Origin of the sequence: Mycobacterium sp. E1715 (assembly GCF_001667625.1) — a bacterium.
Classification (GTDB): domain Bacteria; phylum Actinomycetota; class Actinomycetes; order Mycobacteriales; family Mycobacteriaceae; genus Mycobacterium.
In genome coordinates, this window is the sequence record NZ_LZJJ01000560.1 from 1 (window position 1) to 18,483 (window position 18,483).

Annotated in this window: 20 protein-coding genes and 2 pseudogenes; 8 read left to right on the plus strand and 14 right to left on the minus strand. The window is 68.6% G+C overall.

The genetic code is table 11. The annotated features are described in order from the left end of the window. On the plus strand, positions 1 to 1,353 hold a 1,353-nt coding region (locus tag A9X03_RS27360), incomplete at its 5' end, for a glycoside hydrolase family 172 protein (RefSeq protein ID WP_068263930.1). Positions 1,354 to 1,356: 3 nt separating this feature from the next. On the opposite strand, the gene A9X03_RS27365 is transcribed toward A9X03_RS27360, so the two are convergent. The 3 genes from A9X03_RS27365 to A9X03_RS27375 form a co-directional block, all read right to left on the minus strand. After that, positions 1,357 to 2,115 carry a rhomboid-like protein gene (locus tag A9X03_RS27365; RefSeq protein ID WP_067747247.1) on the minus strand — a complete coding sequence of 253 codons (759 nt, stop codon included), beginning with the start codon at positions 2,113 to 2,115 and terminating at the stop codon, positions 1,357 to 1,359. Then, positions 2,115 to 3,431, minus strand: a complete 1,317-nt coding sequence (locus tag A9X03_RS27370) for a diaminopimelate decarboxylase (protein ID WP_067783080.1) — start codon at positions 3,429 to 3,431, stop codon at positions 2,115 to 2,117. Before A9X03_RS27370 ends, A9X03_RS27365 begins: the two co-directional genes overlap by 1 nt. 73 nt (positions 3,432 to 3,504) lie before the next feature. Continuing rightward, a complete protein-coding gene (locus tag A9X03_RS27375; RefSeq protein WP_067747204.1) occupies positions 3,505 to 4,134 on the minus strand; it encodes a cysteine hydrolase family protein in 630 nt (209 codons plus the stop codon). 110 nt (positions 4,135 to 4,244) lie between these two features. Between A9X03_RS27375 and A9X03_RS27380 the strand changes: the two genes are divergently transcribed. Together A9X03_RS27380 and A9X03_RS27385 are read left to right on the plus strand one after the other, a co-directional pair. Next, on the plus strand, positions 4,245 to 5,078 hold the full coding sequence (locus A9X03_RS27380) for a mycofactocin-coupled SDR family oxidoreductase (RefSeq protein ID WP_068263932.1): 834 nt from the start codon (positions 4,245 to 4,247) through the stop codon (positions 5,076 to 5,078). Between the two features lie 8 nt (positions 5,079 to 5,086). After that, positions 5,087 to 6,289 (plus strand): cytochrome P450, encoded by a 1,203-nt coding sequence (locus tag A9X03_RS27385; RefSeq protein WP_067747206.1) that lies wholly within the window; start codon positions 5,087 to 5,089, stop codon positions 6,287 to 6,289. On the opposite strand, the gene A9X03_RS27390 is transcribed toward A9X03_RS27385, so the two are convergent. Then, a complete protein-coding gene (locus A9X03_RS27390) occupies positions 6,269 to 6,850 on the minus strand; it encodes a TetR/AcrR family transcriptional regulator (protein ID WP_067747208.1) in 582 nt (193 codons plus the stop codon). The genes A9X03_RS27385 and A9X03_RS27390 overlap by 21 nt on opposite strands. Positions 6,851 to 6,960: 110 nt before the next feature. Between A9X03_RS27390 and A9X03_RS27395 the strand changes: the two genes are divergently transcribed. Further along, the gene (locus A9X03_RS27395; protein ID WP_067747251.1) at positions 6,961 to 7,347 is read left to right on the plus strand and encodes a PPOX class F420-dependent oxidoreductase; all 387 of its coding nucleotides are present in this window, start codon (positions 6,961 to 6,963) and stop codon (positions 7,345 to 7,347) included. On the opposite strand, the gene A9X03_RS27400 is transcribed toward A9X03_RS27395, so the two are convergent. The 5 genes from A9X03_RS27400 to A9X03_RS27420 all read right to left on the minus strand — a co-directional run bounded on the left by A9X03_RS27400 (position 7,331) and on the right by A9X03_RS27420 (position 11,957). Then, positions 7,331 to 8,494: a zinc-binding dehydrogenase gene (locus A9X03_RS27400; RefSeq protein ID WP_067747210.1), complete on the minus strand. Its 1,164-nt coding sequence runs from the start codon at positions 8,492 to 8,494 to the stop codon at positions 7,331 to 7,333. The genes A9X03_RS27395 and A9X03_RS27400 overlap by 17 nt on opposite strands. A gap of 12 nt (positions 8,495 to 8,506) precedes the next feature. Then, entirely contained in the window at positions 8,507 to 9,910 is a 1,404-nt protein-coding gene (locus A9X03_RS27405; RefSeq protein WP_067747212.1) for a wax ester/triacylglycerol synthase family O-acyltransferase, read from the minus strand. A 155-nt stretch (positions 9,911 to 10,065) separates the two neighbouring features. Continuing rightward, on the minus strand, positions 10,066 to 11,049 hold the full coding sequence (locus tag A9X03_RS27410; protein ID WP_067747214.1) for an NAD-dependent epimerase/dehydratase family protein: 984 nt from the start codon (positions 11,047 to 11,049) through the stop codon (positions 10,066 to 10,068). Positions 11,050 to 11,076: 27 nt separating this feature from the next. Further along, a complete protein-coding gene (locus A9X03_RS27415) occupies positions 11,077 to 11,784 on the minus strand; it encodes a cutinase family protein (protein WP_369807373.1) in 708 nt (235 codons plus the stop codon). Then, a complete protein-coding gene (locus A9X03_RS27420) occupies positions 11,784 to 11,957 on the minus strand; it encodes a CsbD family protein (protein WP_055403166.1) in 174 nt (57 codons plus the stop codon). Before A9X03_RS27420 ends, A9X03_RS27415 begins: the two co-directional genes overlap by 1 nt. A gap of 60 nt (positions 11,958 to 12,017) precedes the next feature. On the opposite strand from A9X03_RS27420, the gene A9X03_RS29975 reads away from it, so the two are divergent. Beyond that, complete coding sequence (locus A9X03_RS29975) at positions 12,018 to 12,170, plus strand: hypothetical protein (RefSeq protein WP_197499110.1); 153 nt, start codon at positions 12,018 to 12,020, stop codon at positions 12,168 to 12,170. Between the two features lie 69 nt (positions 12,171 to 12,239). Next, on the plus strand, positions 12,240 to 13,514 hold the full coding sequence (locus A9X03_RS27425) for a serine hydrolase domain-containing protein (protein ID WP_067747218.1): 1,275 nt from the start codon (positions 12,240 to 12,242) through the stop codon (positions 13,512 to 13,514). Here the strand turns inward: A9X03_RS27425 and A9X03_RS27430 are convergent. Genes A9X03_RS27430 through A9X03_RS27445 form a run of 4 tightly spaced genes read right to left on the minus strand, consistent with a single transcriptional unit; the run spans position 13,509 to position 17,681 of the window. After that, a complete protein-coding gene (locus A9X03_RS27430) occupies positions 13,509 to 14,147 on the minus strand; it encodes a cutinase family protein (RefSeq protein ID WP_067783077.1) in 639 nt (212 codons plus the stop codon). The two genes, A9X03_RS27425 and A9X03_RS27430, sit on opposite strands and share 6 nt — an antisense overlap. Then, the gene (locus tag A9X03_RS27435) at positions 14,144 to 15,211 is read right to left on the minus strand and encodes a dihydrodipicolinate reductase (RefSeq protein WP_067747219.1); all 1,068 of its coding nucleotides are present in this window, start codon (positions 15,209 to 15,211) and stop codon (positions 14,144 to 14,146) included. Before A9X03_RS27435 ends, A9X03_RS27430 begins: the two co-directional genes overlap by 4 nt. Positions 15,212 to 15,240: 29 nt before the next feature. Next, complete coding sequence (locus A9X03_RS27440; RefSeq protein WP_067783074.1) at positions 15,241 to 16,371, minus strand: hypothetical protein; 1,131 nt, start codon at positions 16,369 to 16,371, stop codon at positions 15,241 to 15,243. Beyond that, a complete protein-coding gene (locus A9X03_RS27445; RefSeq protein ID WP_067783073.1) occupies positions 16,368 to 17,681 on the minus strand; it encodes a hypothetical protein in 1,314 nt (437 codons plus the stop codon). Before A9X03_RS27445 ends, A9X03_RS27440 begins: the two co-directional genes overlap by 4 nt. Before the next feature lie 44 nt (positions 17,682 to 17,725). On the opposite strand from A9X03_RS27445, the gene A9X03_RS27450 reads away from it, so the two are divergent. Beyond that, positions 17,726 to 18,064 (plus strand): hypothetical protein, encoded by a 339-nt coding sequence (locus A9X03_RS27450; protein ID WP_067783072.1) that lies wholly within the window; start codon positions 17,726 to 17,728, stop codon positions 18,062 to 18,064. A 3-nt stretch (positions 18,065 to 18,067) separates the two neighbouring features. On the opposite strand, the pseudogene A9X03_RS28905 reads toward A9X03_RS27450, so the two are convergent. Further along, positions 18,068 to 18,280 (minus strand): annotated as a pseudogene (locus A9X03_RS28905) (CHAT domain-containing protein); the annotation flags it as partial. Here A9X03_RS28905 and A9X03_RS27455 point away from each other — a divergent pair. Next, positions 18,277 to 18,483: pseudogene (locus A9X03_RS27455) on the plus strand (CHAT domain-containing protein); the annotation flags it as partial. The pseudogenes A9X03_RS28905 and A9X03_RS27455 sit on opposite strands and share 4 nt — an antisense overlap.

Here is an 18,483-nt window from a genome sequence, read left to right on the forward strand (position 1 = left end):
CCCTCGGCGGCGAGTCCGGTTCACGACAACCGGGTTGTCGATCTTCTCCCCGGTGCCGCGGCGACCATCGCGGAATCTGCAGGCCCGGGTAGCATCTCGGCGTTGCAACTGCAGCTGCCGGAACCGACCGATCAGCTCCTGAACGGCGTGCGGCTGCAGATGGAATTCGATGGCCGGACCATGGTCGACTCCCCGCTCGGGGAGTTCTTCGGGGCCGGGTTGGGCGCCGTGACGGTACGGTCGCTGATGTTCTCCGCGGTTCCGCAACCCGGGGGATCGCTGTCGCTGTCCGCGTGGTGGCCGATGCCATTCGCGCATGCGGCTCGCATCACGCTCGTGAACACCACCGGCGACCCCGTGGCCAAAATCGGCAGCGACGTGGCAACCGAGCCCGACCCCGAGTGGGAGTCCGCGTTGGCGGGCGGACGCGCCGGCTACTTCACCGCCCGCTCCCACGCCGCGCCGACCACCTTCGGCCAGGACTGGTTGTTCGCCGACGAACAGGGCCACGGGAAGTTCGTCGGCGTCAGCCACACCATTCGCGGTTCCCGAATCAAAACCGCGTTCAGTGACAGCGCCCCATACTTCCTCGAAGGGGCGGAGCGTGTCTACACCGACGGTGCCGCGTCGCCCCAGTGGTACGGCACCGGCACCGAGGACCTTTACGAGGGCGGCTGGTATTTCAAGGACGGCACTCGATTCAGTGACCCGCTCACGGGTCAACCCGACCAACGCACGGTGGCCGGCGGCTGCGCCGACTATTGCGTCGCCGTCTACCGGCTCATGTTGGCCGACGCCGTCGACTACCACTCCGCGATCCGCTTCGGCATCGAGCACGGCAAGCGGAACATGGTCCAACCCGATTACAGCTCAACCGCTTTCCTTTACACGCAACCCAACGACGCCCTGACCGCCGGGGACGATGTCCGACCCAGCGATCCGGTCAGCCGACTGCTGCACGGCTACGCTGACGCCGACGCCGCCGATCAACTACTGGTCAGCGAATACGAGGGCAGCGAAGACACCCGTCCGGTCATCGGGTCGGTGCGCGCCACCGCGGCCGCGATCACGTTCCACGTCGAAACCGACCCGGACAACCGAGGCATCCTGCTGCGTCGCACATCCGACCAAGCGAACGGATTCCAACGCGCGGACGTCGCGGTCGACGGCGTCCCCGTCGGGACCTGGCTTCAGCCGCGGAACAACGGTATTCACCGCTGGCTCGACGACACCTACCTCTTGCCGCCACCGGTGACTGCCGGCAAGGCGCAACTGACCATCACCCTTACGCCCGCGCCCGATTCCCCGCCCTGGACGGCGAGCCGCTACCAGGTCGAAACGGTGACCGGTTGATCACTAAGCAGCGGTAGGCCGCATCACCCTGGCGGCCAGGAGCGAGGCGATCAAGACACCCGTCAATCCGGCGACGGGAGCCACCGACGACGACCATCCCGACAACACGAAATAGCCGAAGGCGGCGCCGACGGCCAGCAGGGTCGCGTGCACGGGCGTCCAGTGCTCGATGGCCGGCAACCAAAACGCCAACCCCATGCCAAGGAGCAGCGCCAGAACGTGACCGAACGCGGTGAAATCCGCGTCGAGCGTCGCCATCAACGCGACGCCGAGCCACCACCCGATCCAGGCCGGGCGCCAGCGGGCCGGTATCGATGCGGTCAGGGCGCCCAGCACGCACACCGCGCCGTAGCTGATCCCGACGTCGGTGGCGCGCGCCACCGAGAACGGGAGCCATCCCGTTTCCACCGCGGCCACCAGCCCCACCGCGACGATCACGGTGGCGCCGATGTGGCCGACGGCGAAGGTGATCAGCAAACCTCGCCCGCGCCAGATGAGTTCACCCAGCGCCAGCAGGCACACCAGGCCCGGCAGCCAGAGGAAGACATCGCCGCCGTCGCTGACGAACGCGCTGCCGACCAGGCTGCCCAGGTTGCCGTGCGCCAGGTTGTGCAGGTTGGTGCTCATATCCCTTACCACCGCGGCGCGGGTGTGCCCGCCCAGCGCCGACAGGGTGACCGAGACGGCGAGCAGCATGACGGTATACGCCGCCGTGACGCGCAGCCGGTCGGGGCGCGCACGAAGGTCCGTGCGGGACACCATCACTGACCGGTCCAGCCCCGGTCGCGCGCCAGCAGGTCGGCGACGGTTTCTCTACGCACAAGTTCACGCGACTTGCCACCGGAGACCGCGACCAGGGGCGGGCGGCCCACCATGCTGTGGCTCGGCACCATCGAGTGCTGGTAGGCACCGGTGCACGCGACGGCCAGCAGATCTCCCGGGCGGATGTCCGCGGGCAGCTCGACGTCGCGGGCGATTTCGCGACCGTCGCCGTGCCGGCCGACGACGGTGACCGGTGCGGTGACGCTTGGAGGGTGCCGATTGGCCAGCGCCACCGTGTATTTCGCGCCGGGCCGCTCCATGCCGTGGATGTCACTCGACCCGCCGTCCACCGCGACGAAGGTGTGCCCTCCGGGCTGACGTTTTACGGCGATCACCCGGCAGAGCATCATCCCGGCCCGCGCGGCGATGGCGCGGCCCGGCTCGATCACAATTCGCGGGCGAGGGAATTCGTGCTCGCCACAAGCCGATTCCAGCGCACCGTCGATGACGGTTCCCAGCGCACGTACGTCGAGTTCGGGGTCGCCCGGGAGGTACGGGACTGCATGCCCACCGCCCAGATTGAGTTCACTGAGCACGACCTGATGGCGGTCGCGGACCTCGGCCATCACACCGATCATCTGGCGGATCGCCTCACCGTAGAGCGAGGCGTCGGTGAGCTGTGACCCGAGCCGGCAGTGCAGCCCCACCAAATCCAGCCACGGCTGATCCAGGACACGCCTCAGCGCGCCGGCAGCCTGGCCGCCGGATAGCGCGAAGCCGAATTTCTGGTCGATCGCCCCGACGTCGGGGATGACCCCCACCAGGACGCGCTGACGGTGACGCACCCGGCAGGCCAGGAGTGAGACCTCGCTGGGCGTATCGATGACGATCCGTCCGACACCGGCGGCGATCGCGTCGCACAGCTCGGCCGCGGTGATCACCCCATCCAGGATGATCTGCGACGGGGGGACGTCGGCGGCCAGCGCGGTGGCCAGCTCACCGGCCGAGGCGACGTTCACGCCGGCCCCTTCGTCCGCGGCCCAGCGGGCCACGTCGACGCTCAACAGCGCCTTCCCGGCGTAGATCAGCTCGGCGTCGGGCAGTGTCGCGCGATAGCCCCGAATCCGGGCCCGGAAATCCTCTTCGTCCACCACGTACGCGGGCGTGCCGAATTCGGCGGCGAGGTCGTCGGCGGCCACGTCGCCCACGCAGAGCCGGCCCAGGTCGTCAACGTAGGCGCTCAGCGGCCAGATCGCGCGATCGAGATGCGGGTTCAGCCCGTGCCTCAGCGACGGAAGCAGCTCGAAGAGCGTCATGCCTCTACGGTGCCGGTCCGGCCCGGCGCGTGCCGCGTTCTTAACGAAGCCTTCACACCCGTGCGGCAAATCTTCACAGATTCGGAACACTGGCCGCGATCGAGGCGATCACCTCGTCCGCGGACACGATCGCGGTCGCGTAGTTCGGAATGTTGACCTCGAGTGCGGCGCGCATCTCGACCTCCGAGTAGTCCGCCGTCCCGTCGCGCACCACCGTTACCTCGTACCCGAGCTCCGCGCCGTAGCGAACCGTGGCTTCGAGGCAGGTGTGGGCGATGAGTCCCATGACGATGAGCCGATGAACGCCGTGCCTCTTGAGCTGCAGGTCCAGGTCGGTGTTGGCGAAACCGCTCGAACACCAATGCTCGTGGGCGACGACGTCACCGGGCTGCGGCTCGAACCCGGTGCGAAGCTCACCGCCCCAGGTGCCGAATTCGAAGGTCTTGCGTGACCACGCCGCCTTCTGCACCGGCGCGATGTGTTTCCACGTCTCGTAATCGCCGGGGCGGTATCGGCGATGCAGCGCATAAAAGACGCGGATGTCCGCCCCGCGGGCCGCGTCGAGCACCCGCTTCATGTGGGTGACGCAGCCGTTGCCCTCGATGACGCCTTTCAGGCGCTCCCAGACCTTGCCGCCCGGGGAGATGAAGTCGTTGTAAGGATCGATCAACACCAGCCCCGTCGTGTCCTTGCTGTACGTCACGCGGTCATCATCCCTCGTGGACGCCTTGACTGACCGATCTGCCTGCTGCTACACATGGTTGCGCCACAAATTTGGGCGATCGCCCAAAAAGGCGGCGCTTGGAGGTGACGATGGGCCGGATGGACGGCAAAGTCGCGTTCGTGACCGGCGCGGCGCGCGGACAGGGCAGGAGTCACGCCGTCCGGCTCGCGCGCGAAGGCGCGGACATCATCGCCGTCGACATCTGCCGCAAGTTCGAGGCGCCACCCGTGGAGGGCGCCACCCCCGAGGATCTCGACGAGACCGCCGGCTTGGTCAAGGACGCCGGAGGCCGGATCGTCACCGCCGAAGTCGACGTCCGCGATTTCGACGGGCTGCGCGCCGCGGTGGACAGCGGCGTCGAACAGCTGGGACGCCTCGATGTCATAGTCGCCAACGCCGGCATCGGGACGACGGCGGGAAAGCTGCACAAGACCCCTGAGCCGCTGTGGCAGGAGATGATCGACGTCAACCTCAGCGGCGTCTGGAAGACGGTGAAGGCAGGGGTTCCGCACGTCCTGAACGGTGGCCGCGGGGGCTCCATCGTCCTGACGTCGTCGGTGGCGGGGGCCAAGGCCTACCCACACGTCGGCCACTACGTCGCGGCCAAACATGGGGTCATCGGCCTGATGCGTTCGTTCGCAGTCGAATTGGGCCAGCACATGATCAGGGTCAACGCCGTCCTCCCGACTCACACGAGCTCGCCCCTTCTGCTGAACGAGGCCACGTACCGCGCTTTCCGGCCCGAACTGGAGAACCCCGGACCCGACGACCTCGCGCCGGTGTGCCAGAGCTTCCACTACCTGCCCATCCCTTGGGTGACGCCCGAGGACATCAGCAACGCCGTGCTGTTCCTGGCCTCCGACGAAGCGCGCTACATCACCGGCGTCGCGCTGCCGGTGGATGCCGGCAGCTGCCTGAAATAGAGGAACGAATGACCGTCACCAGCGAGACGTCCGTCTACTACGACCCTTACGACACCGGCATCATCGCCGATCCGTATCCGACCTACGCGCGGCTGCGCGACGAGGCGCCCATCTATTACAACGACCGCTACGACTTCTGGGCGCTGTCAAGGCATTCCGACGTCGAACGGGCGCTGGCCAACTGGGAGGCGTTCTCCAACCGGCGCAGCGACATCCTCGAGCTGATCCAGTCGAAATTCGAGATGCCCGGCGGGGTCATGATGTTCCAGGATCCGCCCGAACACACACGGTTGCGCGGACTGATGTCTCGCGTGTTCACGCCCCGCCGGATGGCCGAACTCGAGGACCAGATCCGGCAATACTGCGTGCGGTGCCTGGACCCGCTCGTCGGCTCGTCGAGCTTCGACATCATCGCGGAGCTGGCCTCGATGATGCCGATGCGGGTGATCGGGATGCTGCTGGGAATCCCGGAATCCGAACAGGTCTCGGTGCGCGACGCGAACGACGCCAACCTGCGAACCAAGCCGGGCGCTCCGTTGAAGGTCGCCGACGCCGACTCGATCGCTGACGGCCGGATCTACGCCGACTACGTGGAATGGCGGTCCAAGAACCCGTCCGATGACCTGATGACGACGTTGCTCAACGTCGAGTTCGACGACGAGGACGGGGTGCACCGCAAACTGACGCGCAAGGAGGTGCTGCATTACACGCAGGTGGTCGCCGGCGCCGGCAACGAGACGACCGGCCGGCTGATCGGCTGGCTGGCCAAGGTGCTCGCCGAGCATCCCGACCAGCGCCGCGCGGTCTATGAGGACAGGTCGCTGTTGACCCGCACCGTCGACGAGACGCTGCGATTCGAACCGACGGGACCGCACGTCGCGCGTTGGATGGCCAGGGATTTCGAGTGCTACGGCACGACGGTTCCGGCGGGCAGCGCCATGCTGCTGCTCTTCGGCGCCGCCAATCGCGACCCCCGCCGCTACGCCGACCCGGACAGCTACGACATCCGGCGGGACAACATCTCGCACATCACGTTCGGGAAGGGTGTGCACTACTGCCTCGGCGCCAACCTCGCCCGTCTCGAGGGCCGAGTCGCGCTGGACGAGATGCTCAACCGCTGGCCCGAATGGGGAATCGACTACGAGACAGCGAAACTCGCACCGACCTCGACGGTGCGCGGTTGGGAGCGGCTAGAGGTGGTGCTGCCCTGAGTCAGGCGCCTCGAACCGGTCGATGAGCCGGCTGACGAGCGCGATGGCCTCGTCGTGGCCGCGCGTCGCGCCGAGGGAACCTTCCATGATGAGGGTCTGGCCGACGGCGGCAATAACAACCGCGAGGCCGGCGGGCGGGAATTCCGCGACATCCAGCGCATTCTCGCGGACAACGTGGTTGAGTGCGGCGATCTGCCGGCTCCGCCACCGTTCGGACCACGCCGCGATCTCGGCCCGAATGTCCTTGCGGTGGTTGGCCAGGCCCATGAACTCCTGCAGCAGCCGGGCGTCCTTCGGCTCGATGAGGGTTCGCCACAGGGCATGCAGGGGACGGTCGGAGGCCAGCGCCTGATCTTGGCGCTCGAGATAGGCCGCCGCGCCGCGGCGGAACACGTCGAGGTACAGCTCGTCCATGGTGGGGAAGTAGTAATGCACCAGGGCCGGTTTCACGCCGGCCTTTGCCGCCACCCGGCGCGAAGTCGCCGCCGCATAGCCCTCGTCGACCATGATCTGGATCGTTGCGTCGATGAGCAAGTCGCGGGTCGTCGAGTCCCTGGCCATCACCGGACCCTAAGTTGGGCGGTCACCGGGAATCAACAACGCCCATGATTAGAAGATGGAGCGGCGGGGAACTGTTTGACCGAACATTTCAGAAAGTGAAGGATCACAGCGTGGCCGCCAGCTTCCGGGACATCATCCAGTCCAAGTACCTGCTCCTGACGACGTTCACCAAGGACGGCCGCCCGAAACCGACGGCGATCTGGGGTGTGCCAGAAGGCGACAAGCTTCTGGTCATCACCGACGACGGCTCCTGGAAGGTCAAGCGGATCAACAACACGCCGCGGGTGACGATCGCCAGGAGCGGATCGCTCGGCAAGCCGAAGAGCGAACCGGTCGAGGGCGTGGCCCGGGTCCTGCCGAAGTCCGAGACGCGGCGCGTCTACAACGCCGTGCTCAAACGGTACTGGTATCACGCCTGGTGGTTCTATGCCCATTCGATCGTGCGGGGCGGCATCGACAAGGTGCACGTCGGCCTGGAAATCAGGCCGGCCGCTTAGCGTCGCTCTTGGGATCGATCAGGATCTTCGCGTGCGCCTCGGGGTCACCGAGCGCGTCGAACGCGGCCTCGACGCCCGACAGCCCGACCGTCCCGGTGATCAGCGGCTCGACGTTGACCTTGCCGTCGGCGAGCATATGCAACGTATCGCGGAACTCGAGCGGCGTGTAGCCGAGCACGAACCGCAGGTCTATCTCTTTGTTGATCGCCATCGCCGGACGGATGTGGTCGGCACCCATACAGACGCCGACGACGACGACGCGCGAAAACAGCGGCGCGCCGGCGATGATGCCGTCGATAATCCCGGGCACGCCGACGCACTCGAAGATGACGGGATGCTTGGGCGTCGCCGCGCCGGCGGCCTCGGCGGCGCGCCAGAGATGCCACCACGGCAGCCGAAGGCGCTGCAGCCGTTCGATCGTTCCGACCGCAAGATCGAACGCCTCCAGGATGCCGTGCAGGTGTTTGCGGCCCGCGTCCGTGGCATATGGCGACTCCTGTGCGGGGTCGACGACGATATCTGCCCCGCAGGCCGTCGCCAGCGCCCGGCGGCCAGGTGAGAAGTCGCTCGCGATCACGGTGCGTACACCGTGCGACTTGAGCATGCAGATCACCGCGAGACCGATTGGCCCGCAACCGATGACGATCGCGACGTCGCCTTTGCCCACCTCGCCGCGCCGGACGGCGTGCCAGGCGACGGCCATCGGCTCGGTCAGCGCGGCGACGTCGGGGGACAGCCCGTTGGGGACGGCGAACGTCAACGACCGCTCAACGAGCAACTGTTCGGCGTAGGCGCCGGGCGCCATCGTCGAGAGTCCGATCCCGTGTACCTCTTTGCCGCGCCGCAGCAGCGGCAGGGCCACGACCCGTGTGCCGGGCCGCGGGGCCTTCCGGGTGCCGGGTCCGTAATCGAGTACCTCGCCGCAGAATTCATGACCGAACACGACGCGCTGATCCGACCGCATGAACGCGTCGTACCCGGACTCGGCCATCACGTCGGCGAGCTCGTCGCAGTGGCGGCGGGCGTGCAAGTCGGATCCGCAGATGCCACACCTGAGCACCTCGAGCAATAGCTGCCCCTTGGCGGGGGTCGGCGCCGGGACGTCGACCACGTCGAGCTTGGCGTTGGTGCACGTGACGCTCTTCATTCTTCGATCCTGCTACACGGTCGCCGATCTAGGACCAACCGGTTGCAGTCCTGCCGCCTGTTTCAACTCGTCGTAGGCCCGCCGGGTGCACCGGGAAAGGTGGGGCATGTCGTCGAGTGCCGCGGCATTGGCGACGAAGCCGAAGTCCATGCTGTCGTGATAGGACGCGAAAGTGGCGTTGAGTCCGATCGAGGCGGCGATGGCGGAAATCGGATAGATGCCGAGCAGGCGCGCACCGTTGAGGTACCGGATCTCCCTGGCCCCCGCCACGTTCGAAATGACGAGGTTGCATGCCGGACGGGCGACACGGTCGAGGTGCGTCGAGGCCCCCAGGCCGGCGAGCGCAACCAACCCGACCGCGTAGGTCATAGCGGCCTCGTTGGACATGCGGGCGAGTTCCTTCTTGCAGACGGCGACCGAGTCCACGACCTGATGGATCCGTTCCGCCATGCTCGCCCCCGGCTCTCCGAGGCGTGGGAACAGGGCCGACACTCGGGTGCCTATCGCCGTGTCCCCGGCGTCGCGCAGCGACACCGGACACATCGCGATGAAGGGGTGCGCGAAGTCCCGGCCGGTCTCCCGGAGATAGGCGTGCAGCCCGCCGTCGACGACCGTCACCGCCACGTCGTTCAGGGTCGCCCCGAGCCGCCGGCCGATCTCATGCATCTCTTCCAGCGGCAAGGAAAGCGTCGCGAAGCTCCGCCCGATCTGCAACGGGGCATTGGTCGGGGCGTGCTGGGCCGTAAACGGCAGGCTGCCCTCGAGATGCGTTCGGAAACGGCTCGCGAGCACCTTGCGCAGCGCGCCGACCGAAAGCTGGTTCAACACCCCGACCTGCGTGATCGCCCCGCGAATCGAATCGACCACGCGCGCCGTGACGGGCGTCGGTGGGTGCTGTTTGGTCGGTGGCGCGCCGAGCGCAAAGGCGGGTGCGGGGACGACGCGTTCCCCCGTCATGCTCAACCCGGCATACAGAAGCCTCAGACCGGACTCGCCGTCGATGATCGAGTGATGAGTCTTGGTGTAGATCGCGAACATGCCGCCCGGCACCCCATCGATCACCCAACACCGGAAAAGCGGGCGGTCGCGGTCGAGTTGTGGCTCGTGCAGATCGGCGACGAGTCGCAGCAGGTCGTCGTAGGAGGAGCCGGCGGGCAGGGCCAGGTGTCCGACGTGGTAGTGCGGGTCCCACTGCGTCATCTCCCGGAACCGGGGGGCGCCCCGGCCGAGCAGCTCCGGAATGTAGTTGAAGGGCGGCGCCGGCGTGCACGCACGGTACGCCTCCACGATTTCGCGCACTATGGGCGCGCGGCCGGCCGGCTTCTTGAACAACAGCATCGCGCCGACGTGCGTCGTGCCGGAGGGCGACTCGATCAACAGCCATGAAAGGTCCAGCGGCGGAATCGGTTTGGTCATGCCGTACCTCCGATCGGATGTCCCGTCACCCGGCTTGGGTGCGCGGAAGCCCGAATATTACGGCGATGTTCTCTCCGTGGACCACGGCCGACGAGGGCACTAGGGCCCCGGTATGGCAGCCGTTAGTCCCTCAGCTCTGGCACGCGGCGCCCCGCTCAGCTCACGGCACGAAGGGCTTCGAACGTGTCAGCCAGAGTCTCCTGCGGATCCCGGTAGGTAATGCCGAGTTCCCGCTCGCTCGGTGAATCGTCGGACGCCGGCATCTGCGTGTAGTACTGCATCCCGGCCCACGTGAAGGGCGTATCGAAGGGTACGAACCGGCTGGCGCGATCCATCACCGCGCCGGCGACGCGCAGGGCGGTATCGGGGATCGGAACCGAGACCATCGCCGACCCGGACACCTCGCCGAGCATTTTCGCCAACTCTGCCGCCGGAACGCGATGGCCGCCCGCCATGTACCGGCGCGGGCCGCGGCCGGGTTCGAGGAGCGCCGCGTGCAACGCTGCCAAATCGCGCACATCGACGATCAACCAGGCCCCGCTCCGGCCCGGGATCACATGCATCTGCAGGGCGGCCCTGACGCCTTCGCCGGCCTCACCGAACTGGTCACCCACCGGCGGACCGATGACCATGCCCGGGTAGGTGATGTTCACCGGCGCGCCCGCGTCCTGCAGACCGCGGGCATAGATCTCGACCTGCGCCTTGGACGTCCCGTAACCGTCCGCCCCTCCGACGACCGGCAGGTCCGCCGACAGCTCTTCCAGGCCCGCATGGAAGAGCGCGCTGAAACTGGACACGTGGACGATCGGGTCCAGGCCGAGTTCGACGGCCTGACCCAAGACGTTCTGGGCCCCCTGCATATTGGTGGTGAGCATCTGCGCGGTCTGGCGCGGGTCGGTGGCCACCAGGGCCGCGCTGTGCACGACGGCTTCGCAGCCGTCCAGCGCCTGGCGCACCGCCATGCGGTCCGTGATGTCGGCGACGGCATAGTCCGACACGTCGACACCCAACTCCGCCACCGAAGTCTTCAGCTTGGCGGGGGTGCGCACCAGAAACCGGATGTCGTGGCCGGCGTCGGCTATGGCCTTGGCCGTCCAGCCGCCGACGAATCCCGTACCGCCTGTGATCAGAACGCGCATGGTGGAATCTTTGCAGGACCGGGTGGCCTACAGGTGACTGGAGGCGAAGTTGGCGGCTTGGCCCGTCATCCCGTTCATGCCGTAGGAGGTGTGCGCGGCGAAGCCGTCGCCGCCGGCGCTGCCGCATATCGGATCGCCCTGCGCGCAGAGCTCCAGCGTCTTCGGCTGATACAGCGGGCCGATGGCGAGCGGCGGGGCGTGGTACTTCTGCAGGAAGTCACCCGACGGCGTCCCGAACAGGGTGACCGCGGCGACGTGGTTGGCGACGTCCGCCGGCATGGGCGGCGGCACGGCCGACGCGGGCACGCCCGCCGGAACGGCTGCCGACGTCACATACCCGGCTAGCGCGGCGCCCTGCGAATACCCGCCGAGCACCTCGCGGGTGTTGGGGCAGTTCTTCGCCGTGGCCTCGACGTGCGAGCTGGCGTCACGGATGCCGTCGACCACGGTCTGGGGAAAGTTCGGATTTGAAAAGTCGGTGCTCGCAGGGTAATTGACCGCATACACGCCGAGCGATCGGGATCCGATCTGCGAACGCAGCGCGTCCACGAACGACCCGCCGATGCCCCCGACGCCGGGCGGCTCGCCCGACCCGCGCGCGAATACCACCTCCACGTCGGGACACGCCGGATCCGCGGACGCCGACGGGCTGGGCGCGCTGGCCACCAGGGCGCCGGCCGCCAGTGCCGCCAGTCCAGCGAGCACCGACAGCCGGCGCAGCCCGGAACGCCTGATCACTTCTTGAACGCGTCTTTCACCTTTTCACCGGCGTCCTTGAGGCTGGACTTCGCCTGGTCCGCCCGGCCCTCGTCCCTGGTCTCGTGGTCGCCGGTCGCCTTGCCGATGGCCTCCTTGGCGCGGCCGCCCAGGTCCTCGATCTTGTTCTTCAGCTTGTCCTCGTTGCTCATGCCGCTGTGGCTACCCCGCTTTGCCACAGGTTGAAACCCCGCCCTGCCATGATGGAGGTCGTGAGCGCCGCAATCGTGGTCGCAATAGTCGTGGGGCTGATGCTCCTCGGCATCGGCATGGTGGTCAATCAGCTGCTCCGGTTGCGGCGGTATCTGCGGGACTCGCCGACCGCGCCCCCACCCGGCCCCGAGCCGCCGGACGGGCTCAGCTAGCGGAAACGGGACCGTTGCGCGGGGCCGGCTGATAGCTTCGTCCTCGTGGTAGCGGGGCGGCGCGGCACCGTGAAACCGTCAGTGCTTCTGGTCACCGACGACGGCCTGCCGCGCGGCGTCTCCGGCGCCGCCGATCCACACTTCGCCAACGTCGTGAAATTGTTCGCGCAGCTGTTCCCCGGCCGCCGGTTCGGTGGCGGGGCGCTGAGCGTCTATGTCGACGGCGTGCCCGTGGTCGACGTCTGGACCGGATGGTCGGACCGGGCCGGCAACCAGCGCTGGACCGCCGACACCGGGGCGATGGTGTTCTCGGCGACCAAGGGTGTCGCCTCGACCGTGATCCACCGGCTGGCCGACCGCGGCCTGCTGTCGTACGACGAGCCCGTAGCCGAATATTGGCCCGAGTTCGCGGCCAACGGTAAGGAAGAGATCACCGTGCGTGACGTGCTGCGGCACCGCTCCGGGTTGTCGCATCTGCGCGGCGTCACGAAGGCCCAGTTGATGGACCACGCGCTGATGGAGGAGCGCCTCGCCGCCGCGCCCGTCGACCACTTGCGGGGCGTCCAGGCCTATCACGCTTTGACCTACGGCTGGCTGCTGTCCGGGCTGGCCAGGGCGGTGACCGGCAAGGGCATGCGGGAGCTGATCCGCCAGGAGGTCGCCCGGCCCCTCAACACCGACGGCTTACACCTCGGCCGGCCTCCGGAAGGCTCGCCGACCCAGGCCGCGGAAATCTTGATTCCGCAGGGCCGGCTGCGCGCCCCGGTGTTCAACTTCATCGCCCCCAAGATGGCCGGCCTCCCGTTCTCCGGCGCCCTGGGCGCGATGTACTTCCCCGGTGTCGTCTCCCTGATCAAGGGGGACACCCCCTTCCTCGACGGTGAGGTTCCGGCCGCCAACGGCGTGGTAACCGGCCGCGGGCTGGCGAAGATGTATGCCGTGCTGGCCAACGACGGCCGCATCGACGGCAAGAAGTATCTGTCCGAGGAGCTGACGCGCGGCCTGGCGGGGCAGGCCCGGCGGAAGTGGCCCGACGCGAACATGGTGGTGCCCATGCCGTTTCACCTCGGCTACCACGAGTCGCCGGTGCCGGGCTTGCTGCGCGGATTCGGCCATGTCGGCCTCGGGGGAACGCTGGGCTGGGCCGACCCCGAGGCGGGCGGGTCCTTCGGCTTCGTGCACAACCGGTTGCTCACGCCGCTGCTGTTCGACATGGGATCCTTTGCGGGACTTGCCCGCCCGCTGCGCAACGCCATCCTGGCCGCCCGCGACCAGGGTCCGCTGCCGGTGCCGCAGCTGGGCGCCGCCTACGCCAAGGCCGCCCGGCGCAAGGCGGCCCTATAGCCGGGCGGCGACGAAGTTCGCGGCTTGAGCCGTCATCCCCGACTGGACGTACGAGCCGTGCGCCAACACGTTGCCACCGCCGGAGCACGCGGGGTCACCGTCGGCGCACTCGTCGATGGTCTTGGCGCTGTACGGCGGGCCGATCGGCGGGAACACCGTACCGGCGAGGGTGCCGGCCAGTGGGCTGGTCGGGTTGCCGAAAACTGCGATCGCCGCGACGTGGTCTGCCGCTTGCGGCGGTAGGGCCTTGGTGGCCAGGTCCATCACACCCGCCCCCTGAGAAAACCCGCCGAGCACCAACCGCGTGTTGGGGCACCGGGCGATCATGTCCTGCACGTGAGCGACCGTGTCGTCGGCACCGGCTTGGGCACTCGTCGCGAAAGCCGTTGTCGCCGGGTAGTTCACCGCGTAAACGCCCATCGACCGCCCGGCGAGCTGCGCACCCAGGGAGTCGATGAACGCCTGGCCCACCTGGCCGACGCCGGAGGACTGTCCCGTGCCGCGGGCGAACACCACCTCCACGGCCGGGCACGGATCGGCCTCGACGGAAGGAATGCCGATGGGCCCGCTCAGCAGAGCCGCACACACCGGGACCGCGAGACCGGCGACGCGAAAGATGCGCTCCCCGATCACCGCTCCATGCTGACATAGGCGTTCCCACGCGGCAGCGTCAGCGGAAGGTCGGCGTAGGTGACGATGCCCGGCGCCGCGGCGACGACGGCCGGGATCGCGTTGATCGCGGGCATCGCGGTCATGATGTGGCCGAGGTCCATGAACTCCTCGAGCGTGGTAGCCGCAAAGTACGGCGGCGGAAGGAAGCCCACCTTCGTGGTCACCGTCGGTTGCCCGTCGATCTGGATGACCCAGCCGTCTTGTTCGATCTTCCAGTCGGGCTCGAGCGTCTGGCCCTTGCGCCACCGCACGTTCAAGTCGATCAACGTGGTGTCGCCGACGATGCCCTGCCAGCTGATGTACACGCCCGCTACGCATCCCGCGGGGATGGTCCACGAAGTCATCTCGAGGTCCGCGGTGGTCTGGGCGAACTCGGCGACGCACTTCACCTCGTCGAGCTCGACGCCGAGCGCGTCACCCACCAGCCGGACGGCCTCCCCGAAGATCGCCGTCCCCTTTTCCGCCATCGCCTGCAGGTCCGGGTGGTCGATCGGCTGGCCGAAGCCGACCGGCTTCTCGGTCTCCGGTGAGTCATAGAAGGTGGTGTCGGCGGCCTCGTTGACCGTGACCTTGTCGATCCGGTTGCACACCATCGCCGACACGATGGCCAGTAGCTCGGCGAAGCCCGGGCTGACGCCGGACCCGAAGATGGTCGAGCCGCCCTTGGCGCAGGCCTCCGAAATCTTCTCGCGGCCGTTGCCGAGATTGTGCCCCGTGATGAACGACGCCGTGGTCACCACGTTGACGCCCGCCGACAGAATGCGGACCAGCTCGTCGACGTCGATCCACATCGGGTTGTAGACCACGCAGTCGGGTTTGAGCGCGAGCAGTGCATCGGCGTCGTCGGTGGCCGCCACGCCGAGCGGTGCGATGCCGACGAGGTCGCCGGCGTCGCGCCCCACCTTCTCGGCTGACCAGGCGTAGCAACCCACCAGCTCCAGGGTGGGGTTGGTGACTATCGACTTCAGCGAGCTCTTGCCGACATTGCCGGTGTTCCACTGAACCACGCGATAGGTGTTTGGCACTCGCTCAGCATAGGGAATCGCGCCCCGGGTTAGTAGGCGGATTCGGCCGCCAATATCTCGGCGAGAAAGGCGTCGTCCGCCGGCCGGTCCAGCCGCGCCCGCGCCCACCGGCGCACCCGCTCGCGGGTGTCGGCCGACTCCGCGTTCTCGGCCCCGATGAGCACGGAGGCCGCCGACCAATCGTGATCCCAGGCCGCCGACTCCGAAAGCGGCCGTTGCCCGGCCTCGGCCAGGGGGAGGGCCGCGCGGCCGTCGGCGTCGAGGGCGCCGGTGCCGGAAATCGATCCCGAGCGCAGCCGCACCCCGATGCCGGTGGCTGGGTCCGGGCCGATGACGGCCACCCGCACGTGGGCGACGACCGCGGTTCCGGCCGCCTCGATCGTCCAGTCGACGGTGTTCTCGCCGGCGTCGAAGATCCCGGGCGGAACCCCGCCCCAGTGGACTGACCCGGCGCCGCGGGCGATCGGGGCCGTGGAGGGCCTGCCCGCGTCCGCGCCGGCGGCCAGCGCGTAGTCGTCGCGGCGGCCGCTCGGAAAGACCAACACCGCAGCCGAATCGTCAAGCGCGGCAAACAGTTCGGGCCAGCCGGGGCCGTCCACACCCAATTCGTCGGCCAGGCCGGCGCCGGCTCGCACCAGATCCACCGCGCGCGGATCACCGTCCGCGACATGCGCGGCCAGGGCGGTGGCGTGCGGCGCCAGCAAGCCGGCGACGTCGGAATCCAGGGTGTCATCGGCGAAGAAGCCTTGCGCGCCGGCGGTCAACACCGCGACCTCGAGGTCCAGCAGCGCGCGATCGAGGCCGGCGATGCCGTCCTGTCGACTCGCGGGCCACCAGCGCCGCAGCCAGTGGCCCACGGCCAACCGGCGTAGCGGCCCGACCGACCCCGGCAGGATGTCCACTCCGGCGAGGTCGATGCTGCTTGGCTCGTCCGCCCCGCCCACCGCGGAAGCGAGTGCGACATGCCCGGATTCGCCGAGCACCCGCCAGAGCCAGTCGGCACGGCCGAAATCGGTGAATGTGATGTGGGCCTTGGCGTCGTTGGGGTCGTCCAGGGTCCACGACAGCACCGCGCCGCTGACCTCGAGCACCGCGGCCAGCGGAGTCGTCTCGGTGGTGGGGCCGGTAGTCCACAGACCGGAATCGGCGACCAATCTCATCCCGCCACCTGCAATTCCAGCATCGACTTGATTCGCTGCCGGTGATCCAGACTCACCGACCGCGCGACCCCCTCGAGCAGCGACCGCACGTCATCGACATCGTCGCAGGGCTCCTGCCAGACGTCGCGCCCGTGCAGCCGCGCCCACAGCCGGCTCAGGTAGGGCTGGGCGTACGCGGCGAGGTCGTCGACCACCTGCCGCTGGCGTGGATGGATCGGGCCGCCCTCGGCGAGGTAACGGCGGGCGTGCAGCACGTAGGCCTCCTTGCGCAGCCGCGCCTGGATCTGCGCCGCGAGGGCGTAGCGGCTGGCGACGGACGGGTCCAGCGGAGCCAACTCCGTCGCGATCTCGATGCCCGCGACGAGCGTGGCCTGTTTGTCCTCCGACAGCAGGCCCCAGGGCGCGCAGGCCCGGTCGACTTCCTCCTCGCAGAGCAGGGGAATGTCGGGCAGCGCGTCGCGGTCCAGGGCGCGGCGCAGGGTGGCGCGCACCCGGTCCACCACGCTGCGGTCGAGCGGCCGGTCGCTGTCGGCCCCGCCGGCCACGCGCGGTCGTTGTTGCGGCGCAACCGAACTCAGCCCAAGCTCGATTATCGACCACGGCAGTTGCGCCGCCTCGACGCGGGCCAGCGCGCCCAGGTTGTAGGGCGTCGCGTCGGCGATCATCGCCGACCAGACGCGCTGCCGGGCCGTCGTGGTGCGGTGGCTGTTGGCCGGTCCCAGGACGGTGGCGAGTTCGGCCAGGAACGGGCCGGTGACGGTGGCGCCCGCCCGCACGTCGCGCCAGCTGCGGTCGAGCTGGTCGGCCAACTTGGCCACCGCCTCGGGGTCGGCCAGGTACTGATGCAGCACCTCGATCGCGGTGCGGTCGCGACCCTGGTGGACGTCTTCCAGCACCGCGGCCGCCGTCTCTTGATCCTCGGCCGCCGGTTGGCCTTTCGTCACCGCGAGCTCGAAGCACACCGGGAAGTACAGTTCCTGGGCGTTTCCGGTGCGGATGCGCCGCCGGCGCCGCTCCATCTTGAGTACCTCGAACCAGGCAGCGGCCGAACGCAATTCGGCTGCGCTGCCGACGATCAGCTCACGCATCGCGTCGGCCGTCTCCGGGTTGACGACCGGTGCCGAATACTGCGGGTTGGAACGCAACCGGAGCACCAGCGGGTCGATGATGCGTTTGACGGTGCGGCTCAGCGGGCCGCCGTCGTCGCTGCTGAGCACCTCCACACCGGGGCCGATCGCCCGCCACGCCGCGTCGATCACCGACCGGCGGGGGTGGCCGACCGCGACGGCCAGCTGTGAATCCGCGCTCATCTGCCCAGAATAGGGGCTTCGCGTCGAACGCGGCAGCCGAAAACTTGGGTTCGGTAGCCGGCCGCCGGCCGCACGCTGGTGGCATGAAGAAGCTGTCAGTGCTGGTCGACCGGGTCCGGTCCGCCCGGCGTCGGGGCGGAGGGGACCGCGCCGTCGGGGTCGGCACCGTGCGCGCGGTCGAGCGACAGGTTTTCATCGAGGTGGTCGCCGTCTCCGGTGAGACGTTCATCGGCAAGTTGGCCCGGTGCGGCGACGATCTCGACCTCTCGGTGCTGCGGCCCGGTCTGGTGGTCCTGGTGGCCTTCGATCCCGCTGCACGGGAGAGCCTTTCGCTGCCCGACGATGTGCTTGCGGTGCACGCGGCGTGGGTGGCGTCGCTGTGAGCGCTACCGGGCGCCGTCCACCGCGAAGCTGACGACGGCGCCCCAATACAGCGGGCTGGCCGTGGTATCGCCGTCGCGCCAGCGCCGCATCTGTTCGCGCTGCCACCGGTTCACCGCGCACCCGGCGTCCCCGTCGGCGCCATGGGCGCGATCCACGGCGACAACGACACCGGCCATCGGATCGGCGGTGGCCGTGGTGAACTGGCGATACGCCGCGGGTGGCCCTGCTCGCCTGCGGCTCGGGTGGGGACTACCAATTCGACGAGGCGACCGGGCTGGTGGCGGCGATGATCCTGGGCGGCGCCCAGTTGGTGACGGCCACCCTGTGGTCGCTACCCACGTCCGCGGCGTATCGCCAGTTCACCACGGCCACCGCCGATCCGATGGCCGGTGTCGTTGTCGCCGTGGATCGCGCCCAT